This is a genomic window from Pseudoalteromonas sp. B160 (assembly GCF_037162485.1).
Classification (GTDB): domain Bacteria; phylum Pseudomonadota; class Gammaproteobacteria; order Enterobacterales; family Alteromonadaceae; genus Pseudoalteromonas; species Pseudoalteromonas rhizosphaerae.
The window spans coordinates 371,253-391,382 of record NZ_JARLUX010000002.1 but is presented as its reverse complement, the minus strand read 5'-3'; the positions used below and the strand labels follow the sequence as shown (position 1 = coordinate 391,382).

The following is a 20,130-nucleotide window of genomic DNA, read 5'->3' as shown; positions in this document are numbered from 1 at the left end:
CTGTAAAGGAGCAAACTATGGAGTTCATTACCAATAATTTAGCCCAAACACTGATGATCTTAGGTGTACTGGCACTGATAATTGAAGTGGCAGTGCTGGGAATGTCGACCTTTATATTGTTGTTTTTGGGTATATCATTATTTGCAACTGGATTAATGATGAACTTCGCGCTGTTAGAAGACTCATTAACCACCGCACTTTGGAGTAACACCTTGATCACCGCCGCATGCGCTGTTTTACTATGGAAACCGCTAAAACGCATGCAAGATAATGTTGATAATAAAGAAGTGAAAAGTGACTTTGCAGAGCTTGATTTTGTGCTCACTAGCGATGTTGATGAGTTAGGTGTTAGTACCTACTCGTATTCCGGAGTGAGCTGGAAACTAAAAAGCCAGCAACCACTAAGTGCTGGCACCCATGTAAAAGTGGTAAAAAAAGAAGTCGGTGTTATGTGGGTTGCAGCAATTTAACCTAGATGTGGGTATAACACTCTGAATATGCTGTATGATTTTACCATAAAGCCAGCCAAGTAGTTTTTTATCGAATTACTTGGCTTTTTTGTAACAAAAAATATTCGCTAAACCCGCACAACTCTTAGCTAAAACGCAATAAATGAAATATAAAACCACGCAATTGTTAACTGATGATGATTTAATTAGCCTTTAAATGTTAAAACAATTAAAGGCTGCAAATAGACGTATATTTAACTACTAGATTTGGACTTGTGTCTCGCTATAAAACTCGCTAGTTTAACCAATCAGATAATAATAAAAACAAAAGTAACTGTATGATCAGGGTCGAAAATCTTTGCCGTACTTATGGTGCAGGCGAAACGCAAGTCATTGCATTAAGTAATGTTTCATTACATATTAAAGAAGGTGAGTTTGTCGCCGTGATGGGCGCTTCCGGTTCAGGGAAGTCGACTTTAATGAATATCCTTGGGTGTCTCGATACACCAACCTCAGGCAGTTATTTGCTCTCTGGTGAAAGTATTAAAGAAATAGATGACGAAAGTTTGTCAGCTATCCGCAATAAAAAAATTGGCTTTATATTTCAAACCTTTCACTTATTAACTCGCCTTAGTGCTCAAGAAAATGTGGCTTTGCCACTGCGTTATACTGACACCCCAAAACAGCAAGCCAGTGAGCGCGCTATGGCGATGCTGGATAAGGTTGGCTTACAAAATCGCGCACACCATAAACCATTTGAAATGTCCGGTGGTCAGCGGCAACGAGTTGCTATTGCCAGAGCACTAGTAAATGAGCCAAAAGTCATTTTTGCTGATGAACCAACGGGTAACCTCGATAGTAAAACGTCTCATGAAATTATGCAGTTGCTTTGCTCACTCCACCAACAAGGACATACTTTGGTCATGGTAACCCATGAAGAAGATATTGCTGCTTATGCTAAGCGAATTATTCGGATGAAAGATGGCATAGTCATAGAGGATAGCGGATGTTAAAAAGTCAATGTTTCAAAGCCTGTTTAGGATTATTACTTTACAGCTTAGCTTTCTCAAGCAATGCGCAAAGTTTGTTACTCAGCGGTGAGCTAAAAGCCAGCGATAAGCAAATTTTTTATGCTCCAAAATCAGACAATTGGCGAGTACAAGTGCAATGGATGATGAAAGAAGGCGAAATAGCGCAACAAGATGATGTTGTTGTGGTGTTTGATAGCGGCTCAATTGCCACTGAAATTGAACAAGATGAAGTAAGTTTGGAGGCCGCCGAAGAAGAGCTGCTTAGGATCACCACTAGCAATCAAGAAAAACAAATAGAAGCTGAGTTTAACTTTAAGCGCACTGAGCTTTTACTAGCGCGTGCCCGTATTGATGCTGCTATTCCACACGCTAACTTAAGTACCTATGATTATCAAAAAAATCAGCTCGAACTTGAAAAAGCCCTGATCAATAAACAAAAATCATCCGAAGAACTCAGCCAAGTTAAAACTGAAAATACCGTTGCGCGCAATAAGCAGTTACTGACTATTGAACAACTAAAAACAGACCTTGCATACAATAAAACGCAACTGGCAAGTATGAGCATTAAGGCACAGCGTACAGGGCCCGTTTTATATGCAAACCATCCGTGGAATGGCGAAAAAGCATTTGTTGGTATGACAGCCCAACCAGGCTGGAAAATTGTCGAAATACCGGCCATGAGTGAACTCTACATTGAAGCCTGGGTACACGAAATTGATTATCAACATTTACAACTTGGCCAACAAGCGCAATTGTTATTTGACGCCTATTTACAACAGCCGCTCAATGCGACTTTAAGCGAAATTTCAACTCAGCCAGAAGAACGCCTTCAGTGGGGCAAAGATGCCTACTTTAGAACTCGCTTTAACTTTAACGCTCAGAATTTAAAACTGTTACCGGGCATGAGTGCAAAATTAACAATCGGAGAAGACTCTGATGAATCATAACGTTTTATGCATAATATTGAGTATGTTGCTATTAACTGCATGTAATGACGATGAGCAACAACATTATCTAGTGAAAAAGAGTGATATTGCTATCACGGTTAATGCCAATGGCGAACTGGAGTCATCAACCAGTGCGATCATTGCCCCGCCGTCAGTTGCCCGTATGTGGCAATACCAAATTAAGACTATGCTAGCGGAGAACACCCAAGTTAAAAAAGGCCAAGTGGTGGTATCGTTTGACGACAAACAAGTTCGCGATAAGCTAATCGACAAACAATCTTCATTAGAGCGAGCAAAAAAACAACTCGAAAATGCGCAAAATAAAGAGCTTATCAAAGAGCAAGAACTGACCCTCAGCGTTGCCGAAATGAAAATGAACTACGATAAAGCTAAACGCAAAGCAGAGATTGTTGATCAATCTCGTTCTGAAGTTGAACGTAAAAAGTCACAAATTGATTTTACTATTGCAAACAACGATCTAACGCTTGCTAAAAGTAAGCAAACGTTTCAGCAACAGAGCAAAGAACTAAACTTAAAAATGGTGCAAAGCAAAGTTGCACGGCTGCAAAGTGAGGTAGACGGGTATTTACAAGATATTGAACGTCTTAAGGTAAAAGCCCCAATTGATGGGCTGGTAATTTATAAAACCAATTATGAAGGTGAAAAGTCATCCATTGGTGAAAGTGTGCAATTTGGTCAGCCTGTTATTGAGCTTGCTGTACTTAAAAATATGCAAGTAAAAGCACAAATCGATGAACCCGACAGCGGTAAAATTGCCCCAGGGCAAACCGTTAAAATAACCATTGATGGCAGTAGCGAACTAGTTGTGTCAGGGAAAATAAAGAGTTTGGGTCGTGTATTTAGAGAAAAGTCATATCAAGATAAGCGTCGGATTGTGGATGCCATTGTTAGTATTGATAATATTGACACCAGTGTTATTCGCCCAGGACTTACTGCGCGCTTAGAGATCACCACAGCTCGCTTACCTCAGGTATTAAGTATTCCTTTAACCAGTTTGCAATATGATCAACAAGGTCCCTATGTTACAACCACTGAAAATAACAAACAATTTATAGAGATAAGTCACTTTACCGATAATCTCGCCGTAGTTAAAAGCGGCCTACAACTAGGCGACGAGGTAAAATTATGAAAACGAGCTTTGCACTTAGCTTAATCGTTACGGCTTTATTTATCAGCGGTTGTTCAGAAGAACATGAAATTCAAAACGCGCTCACTTATACGGTTAGTGAACACAGTTTTAAAACTGAGGTTGAAGCCAAAGGGCATTTGATAGCAGCAAATGAAACCCTAATTGTTGCGCCAGCATCAAGCCGTGGGCCACAAACTTTAGCGTGGTTAATGCCAGAATATAGCCAAGTTAAAAAAGGTCAGGTCATTGCTCGTTTTGATGGCGAACAAATGCGTCGGCAAAGCCAAAAGAACACCAACCAAACGGCTTTAGCTGCGCAAGATTTAGCACAAAAATCAGGAGAAATAGATAAAGATAAGACTATTTTAGAGCACGATATTGTATTGGTTAATGAAGAAAAGCAATTTGCCGAAGATTACTCAATTGAAGATGAACGCATTCGCTCTAAATTAGATATTTTAGAGTCACAACAAAATGTTGAGTTTTTAAATGCAAAACATAACTACTACGACTGGCAAACTGGCCGTTTTGAGCAAAGTGCCACCGGAGAGTTGATGTTATTAAAAATGAAAGAAGACCAATACAAACAAAAATTAGCAACGTTGAACACTAACCTATCATTGCTTGAGATCATCGCCCCTCACGATGGCTTATTAACCCATAGTACTAATTGGCGCGGCGAAAAACCGCGAGCGGGTGAATCCTTATGGCCTGGTCAAAAAATAGCAGCACTGCCTGATGTTAGCCAAATGCAGTTGATGTTATATGTGTCTGAACGTGAAGCAATCGATTTATCCGTAGGTCAGTCACTTACATTCAAACTTATTGCATTGCCTGAGCAGCAATTTAGCGGCGAGTTAATCGCGGTATCGCCGTTTCCTAAATCAATAAAACGCGGCGATCCACAAAAATTTTACGAGCTAAAAGCAACGATAAATCAGCAAAATAACGCTTTACGCCCGGGTTTAAAACTCAATGCGACTATTTTAGTGACACCGCAAAGTGAGCGTTTAGTGGTACCCAAACAAAGTGTTTTTACCGAACAAAATGCGCATTATGTTTATGTTGAAGAAGCTGGCGAATTTGTCAAAAAGACCGTTTTATTAGGCAAACATAACCTTAGTCATGTAGAGATCCTCGCAGGTTTAGCTGCTAATGATGTGATCTCACTCATTGATATAAAGGACATCTGATGAAATATTTAACTTTATTTATCGACACCGCCTTAGAGCTTGCACAGCATAAGTTACGTACTTTACTGACTTTATTAGGGATGATATTTGGTGTCGGTGCCGTCATTGCTATGCTCAATATTGGTGAAGGTGCTGAACGTGAAGCCATGAAAATGATTGACTCTATGGGGTTATATAATTTGATTGTTAATGGCAAAGAGTTCGATGAAAAAGAACTCAAAGAGCAACGTAAGCACTCGGCCGGTTTAAGCCTGCGTGATGCCCAAGTTGCCCACGACTCGCTGCCTTTTGTTACCGATTTTGCCGCACAAAAAACCATCGAGACGTATCATATTTTTAGCCAATACAATAACAGCGACGCCAATGCCGTAGGTGTAAGCGCTAATTATTTTCAGCTGTCACATTTTCAACTATTTGCTGGGCGTATATTAAATAAAAACGATCAACAACGGTTTGCTCAAGTGGCAATGCTTGGCGCAAATACTGCCAAGCAACTATTTCCGTTAGGTGACGCACTCGGTCAACAAATAAAAATTAACCACTTATGGTTTAAAGTAGTCGGTATTTTACAAGCGCCTTATTTAAAGAAAAAAGAATTTCAAGGAGTCAAACTTGGTAACGAACAAAACCAAGTATTTATTCCACTTAGTACTGCATTACACCGCTTTGAAAGTGGCTTACTTGATAGTGAAGTCAGCAGCTTGAAACTAGCCATTGATAAATCGGTTGATCCAATTGTTGCCGCACAAGCACTGGAACATTTACTGCAAAATCGCCACAGTGATATTGATGATTTTGAATTAGTTATTCCTGCCGCGTTATTAGCCCAGCAAAAACAAACCCAGCAAATATTTAATATTGTGATGTCCTGCGTGGCAGGCATTTCACTCTTGGTTGGCGGTATCGGTATTATGAATATCATGTTGGCGACGGTGCTTGAACGCACTAAAGAAATTGGCTTACTGCGTGCTATTGGTGCAACACAAAAAGACATTCGGATACAATTTATTGCCGAGAGCTTTACCATTTCTATTTTAGGTGGCTTACTGGGTGTGGTATTTGGTATTGGCTTGTCTGAAATTATCTCTATGTATTCGCAGTGGGCGGTATCGTGGTCAATGACCGCCATCGTGCTATCGTTTAGTATTTGTGCGTTAGTCGGCCTTATTTTTGGTGTATACCCCGCGATCAAAGCGTCACAGCTTGATCCTATTGAAGCACTGCAAAGTGATTAACTCGAATGTTAGTAGTTAAAGGAGAAGATTTGGTGAGCAACAACAAACACACCCTTGTTGTAGAAGGTGGTGCAATGCGCGGCATATTTGCCACCGGCGTACTTGATGCGTTCTTAGGGGCACAATACCAACCATTTAATCGCTGCTTTGGTGTTTCTGCTGGGGCAACGAATATTGCGGCTTATTTATGCCAACAAGCTAAACGTAATCATAAAGTGATCACTGATTATTCATGCCGACCCGAGTTTATTAATTTAGCGCGCTTTATCCGTGGTGGGCATTTATTTGACTTAGATTGGTTATGGCAAACCACCATGGCTGATATTCGTTTAGATCTTGGCACATTTGCAACACAGAACTGTGAATTTTATATTGTCGCTACCGATATAGACACAGCATCAGCGCAGTATTTAAAAGCGACAGCAGAGCAAATGGAGCAGCAGTTAAAAGCCTCCTGTGCGATTCCTATTGCTTATCGAGATTACCCAGTCATAGATGGTGTTGCCATGACCGATGGCGGTGTGGCTGATTCAATTCCGATCCGAAAAGCCTATCAAATGGGAGCTGAAGAAATCACGGTCGTTTTATCACAACCACTTGGATATCGTAAAAAAACCAGTAAGGCCCCATGGTTTACACGCCGCATTTATAAAAACCACCCGGCACTTGCCAGTGCATCTTTAGCGCGAGCTGATAACTATAATGCCAGTATTGCGTTTATTCATAATCCACCTGCAGACTGTAAAATAAATATCATCGCACCACCGGCTGACTTTAACGTTGGCCGCACCACTAAAAACTATCAAAAGCTCAGCGATGGTTATCAGATGGGGATTGTGGCTGCACAGCAACACTTGCAAAACATGCAGCTATAGAACAATAATTTTATCTATAAAAAGTGTGTGGCAGCTTATTGTTTTTGCTGATGTTGTCACAAAACTGCGCGAACCAAACCTTGTGAAAACGAATAAATTTAGACTGTACCTTGTCATTCGTACTCTATTAATAACAAGGTACACTCATTACAGTGTTATATTTTAAACTCATTTACTTGTTGTTGTAACATACTTGCGAGTAACGCCAACTCCTGTGATGCTTGTGCGTTTTGCTGTGAACTTTCACTCACTGATGCAATACTAGAACTAAACTCGTTGATGTTACTACTTAATTCATTGGCCACCATTTTTTGCTCTTCAGTGGCTGTTGACACTTGCGTGTTCATATCGGCAATTTCGGTTACCTCTTGATTTATTTCAGTTAAAACTTGTGATGAATATTCTGCATGATCAACACTTTCTTGTGCACTACTTTCAGCGTTGCCCATAGCAACAACAGCTTGTTGAGCCATACCTTGTAGCTTGCTGATCATTTCATTAATGCTCGCTGTGGCTTTTTGGGTATTATGAGCAAGCTGCCTTACTTCATCGGCAACAACAGCAAAACCACGACCAGAATCCCCTGCTCTTGCGGCTTCAATCGCAGCATTTAAAGCTAGTAAGTTAGTTTGCTCTGCAACGCCTTGGATCATCATTACAACCTGATTTATATCATTTGTTTGTGTATTAAGATCGTTTATTAATTGTGTATTTGTATTTACTAACTTAGATAACGTTTGGATTGAGCTAATATTATCAGCAACGGCTTGCTGCCCTTGTTGTGCTTTACTATCTGCATTAGTGGCTTTTTCTGATGTGGCCATCGCATTTTGTGCCACTTGTTCAATCGCACTACTCATTTGCGTAATGGCTGTCGCAATCATTGTAGACTGTTGCTCTTGCTCTGTGGCTGTTGAGGCCACTTGCTCACTAATTGAGTTCATTTCTTCTGCCGCAGAAGATAAAGTTAACGTCGCCCCAGATACATCGGTTACTAAAGTATGTATACGTGACAACATATTATTAAAGTTTCGCGCAGTATCTGCAATTTCATCTTCACCAAGTACATTGGCTCGTATTCGCAAGTCAGCATTATTTGCAATTTGCGTAATGGTATCGCGCAGCGCCATCAATGGATTTTGAATTGAACGATAAATAAAATAAGCAATGGCTAACAACAAAAAAATCAACAGTGCTACTGATAATTTCATCACTAGACTTACTAACGCAAAGTTTTCGTCGGCTTGTTTTTTAAAGTGATTCGCTTCGTTTAATTGCAGCTCTATTAAAGCTTGATAGCTCGCACTTAACGGATCGAATACATTATATAGATCAGTAACAAACTGCTGTTGAGAGAGTGACTGGAAATCCCCATTGCGTATTTTATTCAACAAATTTTTGAGGTGCGCTTGAACTGGCTTAAGTTTTTGTTCAACAGTATTTACTAAGCTTTTTTCTTCACTGGTTAAGTCTGTACTAAGGTAAGTATTCCATTCTTTATCGGCTGTATTTTGAGACTGCTGTACTGCCGCTAATAAATCATTTTGGCTTATAGTCCCAGCTCTAAATTTATGAAGTAAATCAACAATATTAACTGCGTAGTTATCTGACACTGTTTTTATCTGTTTCAATGGTACGACACGGTTTTCATATAAACTGTCAATTCCTTTGACTAACCCTCCCATAGTACTAATTGAAAATATGGCAGTAATCGTAAATATTACAACAGGTAAAAGAGCGAGTACGATTAAACGGGAACGGACCAAATAATTATTTAACATAGTATTCCAAAGCTACATCTTTAATATTTACAAGTATAATACGTAATTCAAAAGCCTCTACGTTTTTATAATATTTTTTGCAACAATAAGGTATTATAATTTTGCTATACTAGAGTCATAAACTTTTAAGTTATAGCTCAATGATGAAATTGTATAATTTTGGCGTGCTCTGGTTATTGTTATTGCCTCTAGCGTTTACTAGCTTTGTACACGCAAATGAAGCAATCGTTAATCTTCATTTAGCCAGCCCCAGCAACACCGATACCCCTCGTAATCACTATATTCATGCGCTGTTAACGCTCGCCTTTGCTGAACAAGGAAAACAGGTTAATTTTATATACTCCATTAGACCAATGAATAAAAAACGCGTGGTGGAAGAGTTGTCAAAAGCAAGCAGTATTAATTTAGCTTGGCTATCGCTCCCTGCTAATAGCTACCCAGATTTGCATCATACCTCATTGTCAATTTACCAAGGTTTACACGGCAAGCGATTACTAATAATTAATAAAAATCAACAACCGCGCTTCACTGAAATATCAACTTCAGCACAGCTGAAGCCTTTAATCGCATTACAAAAGCAAAGTTGGTCTGATTATGATGTACTTATCCGCAATGGCTTCACTGTTAATGGTGAGCTAGATTATAAAGGCATGACTAGAGCACTCGAGACAGGTTTGGCAGATTATTTTCCTCGCTCTGTATCAGCTATTGCCGCTGAGGTGACTAAACTGCAGCATCAAAACTTAATGATTGAACCAACGATCATGTTGCAATACCCGAGTCATTATTATTTTTACACTCATAAACAAAACGATGCTTTACTAATGGAGTTAGAGGCAGGGTTACTAAAACTTCAAAAAAACGGTAAGTTTGCGCAGCTTTATCAACAATTTTTTTGAAAAACAACGAGATCTCGCATTATCATCGAGAAAAGTTTTTCACCTAAATTAGCGACACCATAGCTCACATTACTTATTGCGAGCTAACAATTAAGTCAGTTCACAATAGGGTCAAGCACCCTAATAAAGTAAATACTTAAATGAAGATTGAACTCGCCCAATCCAATTTTGTAAGCTAGCTTATAACTATAGATGAAGGCATCCGCTTGTTTTGCCCTATATACTGGATACTCTCATGGATAAGGTCTTATTATGATGCGTAAATTGTGGCAGGTAGTCGTTTATCTGATGATATTTTGTGTTGGCTTTGTTGCGGGGTTATACACACTGCCAATTTTAACGGCCCCACCATCCCCCAGCAAACTTGAGCTAGCCACACATGCTCAGCAAGCACTTTATAGTGGTGAATTCAAAGCTGATCTCGCAGGCTCCGATGCTTTGCATTATGGTAACGGCCAAGTCAGATTAACCAATGCAATGATCTCTTTTGATGGCACCTTGAGCCCAGGCCCAGATTACCAACTTTATTTAGCTAATCGCTTTATTGATAATGAAGCCGATTTTTTAGCCTATAAAGGCACAATGACAAGGGTTGCAAGCATAAATACATTCGATGGTTTTATAATTAAGGTGCCAGCCGATATTAATATTGCACGCTTTAACACTGTTATTGTGTGGTGTGAGAGTTTTGAACAATTTATAACCGCGGCTCAGTACCAATGAACAAGTACTGGGAAACAACTGCTTTAAAAGCAACAGAGAGTTGCGGCACAGACTATTTACCAGTTTACTTATTATAAAAACACTATCAGCCAACGAACTTAGCGGGTCGGTTCAAAACCATAATAGTGTGGGATATCAGCATTTATTTGCTCCCAATTCGCTTTTGAGCTGACAAAATTATGACTAATTGGCCGCTCTGTAATATCACTATCGAGTATACCCAGACGCAACCTTAGTCTGCTTATATCATCAAGGTTTTCACTGTAAATTGGGCTACCGCATGCACTACAAAAATAGCGGATACGCCCTGGTTTAAATTCAAAGCTGCTTAACCACTCATTGCCTTTAATTACTTTAAAATCAGCACGATTAATAAACCCGTTAGTAGCAAATGCAGTGCCACTGGCTTTACGACACAACGAGCAGTGGCAATGAATAATGCTCTGGATCGGGCCATCAATTTGCACTGTGACCTTGTTACACAAACAACTTCCTTGATACATGCTAAAACTCTTTTAAAAAAATAAGTCTAAATACTAGCACAATTTTTTATCCAAAAAAGCCGCCTTTGGAGAGGGCGGCTTGGGTGAACAAACAGCTATGGGTGGGAGCTGTTATATCAAGAGACTATAATTTGATTTATGCTACGCGTTGCTCTTCACTAGGTATTTGACGAATTAAGTAATCAAATGCCCCTAGGCTTGCTGTTGCACCGCTGCCCATCGCAATGATGATTTGCTTAAATGGTGTGGTCGTTGCATCTCCCGCAGCATATACTCCAGCTAAAGATGTCGCTCCTTTTGCATCTATTATTATTTCGCCAAACTGACTGAGTTCAACATTACTGTCTTTTAACCATTCAGTGTTAGGTATTAAGCCTATTTGTACAAAGATACCTGCTAAGTTTAACTGTTTGTTCTCACCTGAGATGCGATCAGTATAGCTTAAGCCCGTCACTTTTTTACCATCACCGAGTACTTCTGTAGTCTGGGCATTCTTAATAATAGTAATATTTTTTAAGCTTTTCGCTTTACGAATAAGCACTTCATCGGCGCGTAACGTATCTGCAAATTCAAGTACCGTAACGTGCTCAACAATATTAGCTAAATCAATTGCTGCTTCAATGCCCGAATTACCACCACCAATAACGGCAACAGGTTTGCCTTTAAATAACGGTCCATCACAATGTGGACAATACGCTACACCATGACCACGGTATTGTTGTTCACCAGCTACGTTCATTTCACGCCAGCGAGCGCCCGTTGCCAGTACTAACGATTTAGTACTGAGCACAGCTCCGTTTTCAAGCGTGATTTCATAACCATTTTTATAACTCAGACCAACAGCTCGTTGATTATGCATGACATCTACATCGTACTCTTTAACATGTTCTTCAAGCTGAGCTACGAGCTTAGGCCCCTCGGTTGCTTTAATAGATATAAAATTTTCGATTGCAAGCGTATCAGCTACTTGTCCACCAAACCGGTCAGCAACAATGCCCGTATTTAAACCCTTTCGTGATGAATAAATTGCTGCAGATGCACCAGCAGGGCCACCACCTACGACAAGCACATCAAATTGTGATTTTTCATTGAGAGAAGCGGCTTGACGCTCTGCCCCTTTACTATCAACTTTATTTAAAATATCAGTTAAGCTCATCGCACCTTGGCTAAATGGCTGGCCGTTTAAGTACACCGCGGGTACTGCAAGTATATTTCGCTGCTCTACTTCATCTTGAAATAATGCCCCATCAATCATAGTTGCTTTAATGTTGCTATTATTAGCGGCCATTAAATTAAGCGCTTGTACGACTTGCGGGCATGTTTGACAACTTAATGAAATATACACTTCAAACTCAAGTGGCTGAGTCAGTGACTTAATTTGCTCAAGATCTGCAGCCGACGCCTTACTCGGATGCCCGCCCGTATGTAACAACGCTAATACCAAACTGGTAAACTCATGCCCCATCGGCACACCAGCAAAGGTAATTTGGCTATCTCGAATAGGTGAAGATACCGTTATTGATGGACGGCGTACGCCACTATCTGGATTATCTCGCACCAAAAATTTGTCGCTCAACGACGCAATATCGTTGGCTAAATTGTCAATTTCTATTGATTTTTTGCTGTCATCCAAGGCGATAAGTAGCTCAACAGGATCAGCAATAGCTGCAAAGTGACTTTTTAATTGATTTTTAATGTTGGTATCTAACATGACTTACCCTTGTTTTAGCAAAAATGCCCATCATCACACTAATGTGCTTAATAAAATTGTGATGATGAGCCTTCAAGCATATTAATGCTTTGTAATAGTGATTTAAATTTTGCCAACTAAATCAAGCGATGGTGCTAATGTTTCTTCACCTGGCTGCCAAGAAGCCGGACATACTTCACCATCATGAGTCGCAATGTATTGTGCCGCTTGTACTTTACGTACTAGTTCTTTGGCACTACGGCCAATACCTAAATCATGTGTTTCAATGATTTTGATTTCGCCCTCAGGGTTCATTACAAACGTACCGCGAAGTGCTAGGCCTTCGTCTTCGATCATTACACCAAAGTTACGTGTAATACGTCCTGTTGGGTCACCGATCATAGGGTAAGCAATTTTACCAATAGTGTCTGATGTATCGTGCCATGCTTTGTGAGTAAAGTGAGTATCAGTCGATACTGAGTAAACCTCTACACCCATTTCTTGTAATTGCGCATAGTGATCTGCAACATCCCCCAGTTCCGTAGGACATACAAAGGTAAAATCAGCTGGGTAGAAAAAGAAAATAGACCACTTACCTAAAACATCTTGTTCTGATAGTTCAACAAAATCACCATTGTGGTAAGCCGTTGCATTGAAAGGTTGTAATTTAGTGTTAATTAATGAAGTGCTCATAGTATTCCTCATTTGTTTATTTAAAGTGTAAACAACGCAGGTTGCTGCGTTGGCTTGAGCAATACAATAAGGTGTAAATAAAAATTAATAAAATTGATTGTTTAGATTAATTCAATCGATTTTATTGACTGAAGCGGTCATTGTCATCTGGACAGATAGGGCTAAAGCTTTTTTGCGTCTAATGTTACAATGCTCACTGAAAAATATCGCGAATACGTATTTTTAGTTAATTTTGGGGTAAGCCATGAATAAATTCATCAATCATATCCAGTTAGGCTATTTAGGCTTATTGCCCTTTTTAGCGTGTGTCGGTTGGCCGTTATTAGTCGGTAGTAATAACTTTAATATGCAGTTTTTTACTTTTTATAGTATTGCAATTTTGGCTTTTATGAGTGGTAACTTATGGCACGCTGGACAACAGAGTTATCGAGATGCGATTAAGGCTATACTACCGATTTTACCGCTTGGCTTTTTAGCTTTTCTACCACAACACATAACCTTGGCTTGGTTAGCGGTTAGTTTTTGGCTGGTATTACTATTTGAAAAAACCAGCCCGCAATGGCAAAGCTACCATGCTGATTATCAAAAAATGCGCTTTGTATTAACCTCAGTGGTGTTTGTTTGCCATATATTAGTAATAGGCATTAGTTTATACCCTAACTAGCTCGCCCTTTAAAACGGATTAATGTACCATCCGTGCACTGCTTTTTGAGGAACTAAAATGATAGACCAATTGCGCCAACAGCTTGATCAACTCGGTGAAAACTATGTTGAGAAAAGCGCTCATTTCAAAATTAAAGTGATCCCTTTTTTTGTGCTATTCAAATCAAGAAAGATCATAAGAGTGAAGGCCGATTATCGTTTTATTCTAATCAATGGCTTGAAATTGCACTCGTGGTACTCTTTTTACTGTTTGGCTTAATGCTCTTCGATCCAGACGCAGGCTTTACTCATGGCCCTATTCATATTGCGTTTGCAGTATTAATCACGTTTAATTTAATTATCAAACAAATCGCGATTGAAGGACTAAAGACTCGCTTAGCGTTTTTACGTTTAATTGATCATGATGCTAAAAACACACCACTAGAATAATTGAATTAATGTATTTAAATCCTAATTGGCGGATCCTTACCGTTGGCGATGGCGACTTATCGTTTTCTCATGCTTTATCTACTGATCTAAAGCCAGCCAAGTTAGTTGCTTCTACCTATGATAGTGCAGCCACGATTACCTTCAAATATGCTGATAACGCACTAAATGCACTGCGAGATCATCACATTACGGTACTTGATAGTTTTGATGTGACTGACCCACAAGCCTGGCAACGCTTAAATGGCGAGCTATTTGATGTGGTGATTTTTCAATTTCCGCTTATTCCTGCTTTTGTCGGGGAGAGTGCTTATCGTGAAAACACCCAAACAACCAGTATGAACACCCTCAACCGAGCTTTGCTACACCAATATATTAAATATGCCACCAGCTATGCTCTTGATAACAATGGCCCAATGTTGTGCTACATCACCTCAAAAGATGTTAAACCATATCGTGAGTGGAATATTGAAGGCAGCTTAAATTATGGCTTAGCATCACGCTATATCGGCCAAATGCCATTTGATATCAGTCCTTTCCCTGGCTATAAAATCCGTAATGTTGATCGTGACAAACACGTAAAAGACACCAGTGGCACCACTTATGTATTCAGCCCCAAAGAAACGACTGAACTCCATAATCGATTAACTATACCAAACTACTTAGCAGTTGATAGCTGTTCGCTGTGCCGAGTAGGTCCATTTCAAGCCAGTGAAGATAAACAAAAACACCTATTAGCTAAAAAGCACCAACAAATGTTAGGCTTTGAGGCAGACTGGCAAGCTTGGCTTGCACAATTCAACAATCAGGAGTGACCATGAATTTTGTGATAGTCGGCACTAATTTTATTAGCGATACTTTACTTGCAGCGGCTAAAACAGTCAGTGAGTTTTCATTATATGGCGTATGTTCGCGAGCCGAGCAAAGCGGTCATGCATTTTTAGCTAAGCACGCTATAAAAAATGCAAAAGTATTTACGACTATTGAGCAAGTATGCAGCGACGACAGTGTAGACGCTGTATATATCGCAGCCCCCAATAGTTTGCATAAAAGCTATGCTGTGGCCTGTTTAAATGCAGGAAAACACGTGTTAGGTGAAAAACCTGCAGCAGCAAATAGCCAAGAATTAGCCGCGATAGTGGACGCAGCAAAACAAAATAATCGCCTTTATATGGAAGCGATGATGACCACTCACTTGCCTAACTTTGCAGTTTTACAACAAGCCATTGCCAAAATTGGCACGCCACGTAAATACATAGGTCAGTATAGTCAATATTCATCACGCTATGATAAATACAAAAATGGTGAGCGCCCTAACACCTTTTTGCCAGCATTCGCTAATGGTGCGCTCGTCGATTTAGGGGTTTATCCGCTATATATCTTGATTGCACTTTGGGGTGCACCAAACACGGTAAAAGCCAGTGGAGTATTACTTGAAACAGGGGTAGATGGTGCTGGTGATGTATTACTAAATTATAGTGATAAGCAAGCAGTGATCAGTTATTCAAAAATATCTCAAGGTGATAATTTTACAGAAATCCAAGGTGAGCTGGGCCGTATTAGAATTGAAGCCGTTTCGTTATTAAAACAGATACAATTTATTGCTAATGATGGCGGTGCTGAAGAATTATCACAGCCATTTGATGAACACTTTATGCGCCACGAAGTTGCCCATTTCATTACAATCGCCAACGCAGGACAACTCGAATCACCTATCAATACCCATCAACTAAGTATCAATGTGATGGCTGTACTTGATAAAGCAAGACAGCAACTTGGTGTTATTTATCCTGCCGACCGGCTATAAGCTACAAAATATTATTCACGCAAAACAACGCCTCAATGCTTTGAGGCTTGCCAATGTTGTTGTCACTTTTATCATACGCTTGCAATCTGCTCACTAATTTAATGCGTATCCAAATCTTCCTAGTTTGCAAATAAAATCCATGAATTCTTTAGTTAATTGAAATTATATTCTATAGTTATTTAGCATTATAATTAAATCGCAGCAGAGGCAATTTTGACAATTAGATTAATGCTTAGAACTGTTTTTGCTCTAGCAATCACAATTGCAGCAGGGCTACTCATTATCATATTACTGTTAAAAACAGGATTATCTGATAGTCAACAATCAGCTCAGCAACGCTATCAACTAAGTCATTTTGCTAAGCTGTCTGCCTCCAACTCTATCAAGCTAACAGAACTTGCCCGACAATATGTTGTCACCCTACAACCTAGCTATAAAAAACAATACTATGAACTTGTAAATCAAATTGAAGGAACTGAACCCTGGTTAGACGGTCGTAAAAAATCTTATATTGATCGCTTAAAAGAATTTAATGTGAATGAACAAGAACTTGCTTTGCTAAATAAATCTAACTCGCTCTCTTTGCAGTTAGTCAGCACTGAAGAACAAGCTTTTCAATTGGTAAGTAGTTTTGCTGGGCAATCACCATCATTATTAAATACGAGCGATTCGAAACAGTGGGTACAGGCAATAGGACTGCTAACCGATAAGGGATATATGGATGAAGTAGCTAAAATACAGACACCGGTGCAAGAATTTTTAGCTGCGGTAGAAAACAGCAGCTTGCAAGAAGTAATGAATAATAACAATCGTGTTGCTAATTTAAGCCTTATTAGTATTGTGATGGTATTAGTTATAATCACTATTTTAATTTTATGCTACTTACAGCTTGAGAAGCGCGTAATAAAGACAACCACGCTATTAGTCAATGAAGCACAACGAATCGCCAATGGTGATCTAACGCATAAAATTGCTCACTCCGGTAACGATGAAATTGCAGAGTTATCAGCCAGTTTTAATATTATGATCGATAAACTATCTACCTTACTGTCAGAAATTAACTCGCAATCCCAACAAGCCCAAATTGCTGCAAACGAGCTAGATTCTATTGCACAGCAGGCAAGACAGCTTAATGACGAGCAGAGTCAAGCAATTGAGGTGATCTCAAGTTCAGTATATGAAAACTCCACCGCCGTCAAAGAAGTATCAAAAAACTGCTCTGAAGCGGCTCAAAACGCAGGAGATGCAGATGCTAAAACACAAGCAGGGATCGATGTCGTTAATCAGAGTATTCATTCTGTCGAATCGGTTGCTGAAATATTAACCGAGTCAATTAATGATTTAAATGATCTCGAATCTTCAGTTAACGAAGTAGCGGTGATCTTAAATGTGATCAGCAATATTGCTGAACAAACTAATCTATTAGCACTTAATGCTGCAATTGAGGCCGCACGAGCTGGCGAACAAGGTCGAGGTTTTGCCGTCGTTGCCGACGAGGTAAGGACATTAGCGAGCAGAACACAAAGCTCAACAGTTGAGATACAACAAAAAATCAATAGCTTACAGTCTGCAAGTAACGCTGTAACCGAACGGATCCGTAGCAGTGATACGCGGGTTAAAGACGCAGTATCAAACTCAGAAAAAGTGGGCTCAATGCTCAAAGAAATAAGCACCCAAGTGCGCTTAATTTCAGATGCAAACCGAACCATTGCAGCTGCATCCGAGCAACAAGCACAAGTAACCGAAGATATAGCTGAACGCTTAACTGGTATTCAAGATGCCAGTATGCAGTCGAAGTCGCAAACCGCACAAATTTCGTCTTCGTCTAGTGAACTCGCGCAAGTTGCGATTAATTTAAATACACAAATAAATAAGTTTAAATTAAGTTAACGGATCTCTGGATTAAAAACCTCAGGCTTTTATACAGCAACAGCCTAAGGTTTTAGAGTAGCTAAAAACGATAAGTAACTGAAGCACCTAATGTTTGTGGGCTAACTACAGAGACATAACCAGTTGGATACCTGCCACTTACAGGCTCTACACTGGTATAACCTTGTTCATCAAAGGCATTATTAATATAAGCGCTAATTAACCAATTCATTGTGTCATAGCTTATTGTAGCGCGAGTAATAGTGTAATCACCTGCCATGCGCTCTTCACTGTTAGTAAGATCACCGTAATACTCATCGACATAATTTGCACTGACATTGATTTTAAGGTTGTCAGTAAACCAATGAGACAGACCTAAACTGGCTGTAAATGAAGGGGCTGAATTAAGTTCGTTACCAACCGCTTCAGAATACGTTGTAGATGCGTCAATTTTTGTTTTTAACAATCCTAGACCAGCATGTAACTGCCATTGCTCACCTAACATACTGTAAGCCTCAAGCTCTAAACCATAACTATGAGCGTCATCGATATTAGTAATTCTACGATCTGAACTTAATGCCTGATAACCGTCAAAGTTATTGTAAAAGACATTTGCACTGATATTAATGTCGCCGTTATTTAATACACTACGTGTGCCTACCTCATAGGTATTAACAGTTTCTTCATCATAGTAATAATAATCTTCAGCATTAAAGTCGAGTGCACCACCGCCGGAATTATAACCACGCCGCGCACTGGCTGATAAAGTAGTTGCCTCGGTAACTTTGTATTGAATAGCTAAGGTAGGTAATTTAATAGTATTAGAATCATCTAGCTGTTCAGCTAAGGTATCGCCTCTAAATGCCATGTTAAAGTTACGAAGTTGACTTTCATGTTCAACCCGCAAGCCACCTGTTACTATTAACTTATCTGTTAGGTTGAAGCTTGCCTCTGAGTAAATAGCTATCGAATCACTGCTATCATCACCAAAATAATCTGTTGCTCCAGTACTGTCGAAATCTTGATCTCGATCGAAATAAGCTAAGCCAATAAAACCTGAGTAAAAATCACTACTAAGACCGAAGTTTAATTTACCATCAATGGTAATATTTTTTTCATCCATAGTAACATCAGATTCTGCTGTTGCTAGCGGCTCATAAGCATCAAACGCCCAATGATAATCCATATATGCCACCAGCAGATCCACAGAGAAGTTCTCATCAATCTTATATTCAAAATCGATTTGTGTTGTATCTGAATCTGTATCCATTATACGTTGAAACAGTGGTATATAATCAGATGGGTTGTCACCTTCATAATAATGACGACCAGAATTTCCTTTTTCACTGTAGTTTGAATAACTTAGTTGAATTGATAGATCATCAAATGGAGTATAAAGTAATTTTGCTCGGGTGCTTGAGGTGTTTAATTTATTTAGATCGCGATCTGTCGGATTTGTTTCATAGACAGTTGGGTTACTGTAAGTTTCACCATCAACATATTGAGTCGATAACCTAAAAGCAAGTACATCTTCAACTAATGCACCGGAAACAACGGCTGCGGTGTCAAGGTAGCTATCTTGATTGCGGTAACCGACTCGCACTGCGCCTTCAAAGTCTTGAGTCGGTGCTTTGGTTGTCATATAAACAGCGCCAGCAATGCTATTACGACCATTACTTGTTGATTGTGGACCTCGATACACTGCTATTTGCTCCATATCCCACAAACCAGTATCACCGGTTAAATCAGCGACAAACGGCTGACTTACACCGTCAACTAACGTTGATACTCGCGATTTAGAGCCACCACTAAACGAATTAAACCCTGTTGCTCCACCGTTACCTGACACACCACGCATATCAGGAACTGACCCCGTTAACACCACTACATTCGCCATTTCTGCAAGCGCTTCTGAAACAGATGCTAGCTGACCATTTTCTAATAACGACTTATCGACGACCGCAACTGAGGTAATAGTGTCTTTAAGTGATTTTGCTATTTTTTCACCCGTAACAACGATAGTATCGATTGATTCGCGATTACCCTCATCATCTGCTAATACCTGAGCTTGAGTAAATAACAGCGCGCTGGCAATAAGCAGTGAAAGCTTATTGCGTTTAAATAAAGCAGCCAAAATAATTTCCTTTTTTTGAGACATTTTAAATTGCGCGAAAAAATACCATATCAACTACAGTA

At 39.6% G+C, this 20,130-nt stretch carries 18 protein-coding genes and 1 pseudogene; 14 read left to right on the top strand and 5 right to left on the bottom strand.

Annotation, left to right across the window (positions count from 1 at the left end):
- Positions 1 to 17 precede the first annotated feature (17 nt).
- The 7 genes from P4S61_RS20335 to P4S61_RS20305 all read left to right on the top strand — a co-directional run bounded on the left by P4S61_RS20335 (position 18) and on the right by P4S61_RS20305 (position 6,880).
- On the top strand, positions 18 to 470 hold the full coding sequence (locus P4S61_RS20335) for an NfeD family protein (RefSeq protein WP_145234181.1): 453 nt from the start codon (positions 18 to 20) through the stop codon (positions 468 to 470).
- Between the two features lie 317 nt (positions 471 to 787).
- Entirely contained in the window at positions 788 to 1,462 is a 675-nt protein-coding gene (locus P4S61_RS20330) for an ABC transporter ATP-binding protein (RefSeq protein WP_145234184.1), read from the top strand.
- The gene (locus tag P4S61_RS20325) at positions 1,456 to 2,427 is read left to right on the top strand and encodes an efflux RND transporter periplasmic adaptor subunit (protein ID WP_182757399.1); all 972 of its coding nucleotides are present in this window, start codon (positions 1,456 to 1,458) and stop codon (positions 2,425 to 2,427) included. The genes P4S61_RS20330 and P4S61_RS20325 overlap by 7 nt, the downstream gene beginning before the upstream one ends.
- Entirely contained in the window at positions 2,417 to 3,577 is a 1,161-nt protein-coding gene (locus P4S61_RS20320; RefSeq protein WP_182757400.1) for an efflux RND transporter periplasmic adaptor subunit, read from the top strand. The genes P4S61_RS20325 and P4S61_RS20320 overlap by 11 nt, the downstream gene beginning before the upstream one ends.
- On the top strand, positions 3,574 to 4,770 hold the full coding sequence (locus P4S61_RS20315) for an efflux RND transporter periplasmic adaptor subunit (RefSeq protein ID WP_337119087.1): 1,197 nt from the start codon (positions 3,574 to 3,576) through the stop codon (positions 4,768 to 4,770). Before P4S61_RS20320 ends, P4S61_RS20315 begins: the two co-directional genes overlap by 4 nt.
- The gene (locus P4S61_RS20310) at positions 4,770 to 6,005 is read left to right on the top strand and encodes an ABC transporter permease (protein ID WP_145234192.1); all 1,236 of its coding nucleotides are present in this window, start codon (positions 4,770 to 4,772) and stop codon (positions 6,003 to 6,005) included. The genes P4S61_RS20315 and P4S61_RS20310 overlap by 1 nt, the downstream gene beginning before the upstream one ends.
- A 29-nt stretch (positions 6,006 to 6,034) precedes the next feature.
- Positions 6,035 to 6,880 (top strand): patatin-like phospholipase family protein, encoded by an 846-nt coding sequence (locus tag P4S61_RS20305; RefSeq protein WP_259400332.1) that lies wholly within the window; start codon positions 6,035 to 6,037, stop codon positions 6,878 to 6,880.
- Positions 6,881 to 7,035: 155 nt separating this feature from the next.
- Here the strand turns inward: P4S61_RS20305 and P4S61_RS20300 are convergent, their stop codons facing one another.
- Positions 7,036 to 8,661, bottom strand: a complete 1,626-nt coding sequence (locus tag P4S61_RS20300) for a methyl-accepting chemotaxis protein (protein ID WP_337119086.1) — start codon at positions 8,659 to 8,661, stop codon at positions 7,036 to 7,038.
- Positions 8,662 to 8,801: 140 nt separating this feature from the next.
- Between P4S61_RS20300 and P4S61_RS20295 the strand changes: the two genes are divergently transcribed.
- Positions 8,802 to 9,560: a transporter substrate-binding domain-containing protein gene (locus tag P4S61_RS20295; RefSeq protein WP_337119085.1), complete on the top strand. Its 759-nt coding sequence runs from the start codon at positions 8,802 to 8,804 to the stop codon at positions 9,558 to 9,560.
- 252 nt (positions 9,561 to 9,812) lie between these two features.
- Complete coding sequence (locus P4S61_RS20290; RefSeq protein ID WP_145234199.1) at positions 9,813 to 10,283, top strand: DM13 domain-containing protein; 471 nt, start codon at positions 9,813 to 9,815, stop codon at positions 10,281 to 10,283.
- A 98-nt stretch (positions 10,284 to 10,381) separates the two neighbouring features.
- On the opposite strand, the gene P4S61_RS20285 is transcribed toward P4S61_RS20290, so the two are convergent.
- From P4S61_RS20285 to ahpC, 3 genes are all read right to left on the bottom strand, one after another.
- Positions 10,382 to 10,786, bottom strand: a complete 405-nt coding sequence (locus P4S61_RS20285) for a GFA family protein (protein WP_337119084.1) — start codon at positions 10,784 to 10,786, stop codon at positions 10,382 to 10,384.
- 136 nt (positions 10,787 to 10,922) lie between these two features.
- Complete coding sequence (ahpF, locus tag P4S61_RS20280) at positions 10,923 to 12,497, bottom strand: alkyl hydroperoxide reductase subunit F (protein WP_337119083.1); 1,575 nt, start codon at positions 12,495 to 12,497, stop codon at positions 10,923 to 10,925.
- A 102-nt stretch (positions 12,498 to 12,599) separates the two neighbouring features.
- Complete coding sequence (gene ahpC, locus P4S61_RS20275) at positions 12,600 to 13,169, bottom strand: alkyl hydroperoxide reductase subunit C (RefSeq protein WP_337119082.1); 570 nt, start codon at positions 13,167 to 13,169, stop codon at positions 12,600 to 12,602.
- A gap of 244 nt (positions 13,170 to 13,413) precedes the next feature.
- On the opposite strand from ahpC, the gene P4S61_RS20270 reads away from it, so the two are divergent.
- The 5 genes and pseudogenes from P4S61_RS20270 (at position 13,414) to P4S61_RS20250 (ending at position 17,955) form a co-directional block, all read left to right on the top strand.
- Positions 13,414 to 13,833, top strand: coding sequence for a DUF3429 domain-containing protein (locus P4S61_RS20270; protein WP_149980032.1), 420 nt, complete (start codon positions 13,414 to 13,416; stop codon positions 13,831 to 13,833).
- Positions 13,834 to 13,890: 57 nt separating this feature from the next.
- Positions 13,891 to 14,261 (top strand): annotated as a pseudogene (locus P4S61_RS20265) (hypothetical protein).
- An 8-nt stretch (positions 14,262 to 14,269) separates the two neighbouring features.
- Positions 14,270 to 15,073 carry a class I SAM-dependent methyltransferase gene (locus P4S61_RS20260; RefSeq protein ID WP_145234211.1) on the top strand — a complete coding sequence of 268 codons (804 nt, stop codon included), beginning with the start codon at positions 14,270 to 14,272 and terminating at the stop codon, positions 15,071 to 15,073.
- 2 nt (positions 15,074 to 15,075) lie between these two features.
- Positions 15,076 to 16,065 (top strand): Gfo/Idh/MocA family protein, encoded by a 990-nt coding sequence (locus tag P4S61_RS20255; protein ID WP_337119081.1) that lies wholly within the window; start codon positions 15,076 to 15,078, stop codon positions 16,063 to 16,065.
- A 213-nt stretch (positions 16,066 to 16,278) separates the two neighbouring features.
- On the top strand, positions 16,279 to 17,955 hold the full coding sequence (locus tag P4S61_RS20250) for a methyl-accepting chemotaxis protein (RefSeq protein ID WP_337119080.1): 1,677 nt from the start codon (positions 16,279 to 16,281) through the stop codon (positions 17,953 to 17,955).
- A 61-nt stretch (positions 17,956 to 18,016) separates the two neighbouring features.
- Here P4S61_RS20250 and P4S61_RS20245 read toward each other — a convergent pair whose 3' ends face one another.
- Positions 18,017 to 20,092: a TonB-dependent receptor gene (locus P4S61_RS20245; RefSeq protein WP_337119079.1), complete on the bottom strand. Its 2,076-nt coding sequence runs from the start codon at positions 20,090 to 20,092 to the stop codon at positions 18,017 to 18,019.
- Between the last annotated feature and the right edge of the window lie 38 nt (positions 20,093 to 20,130).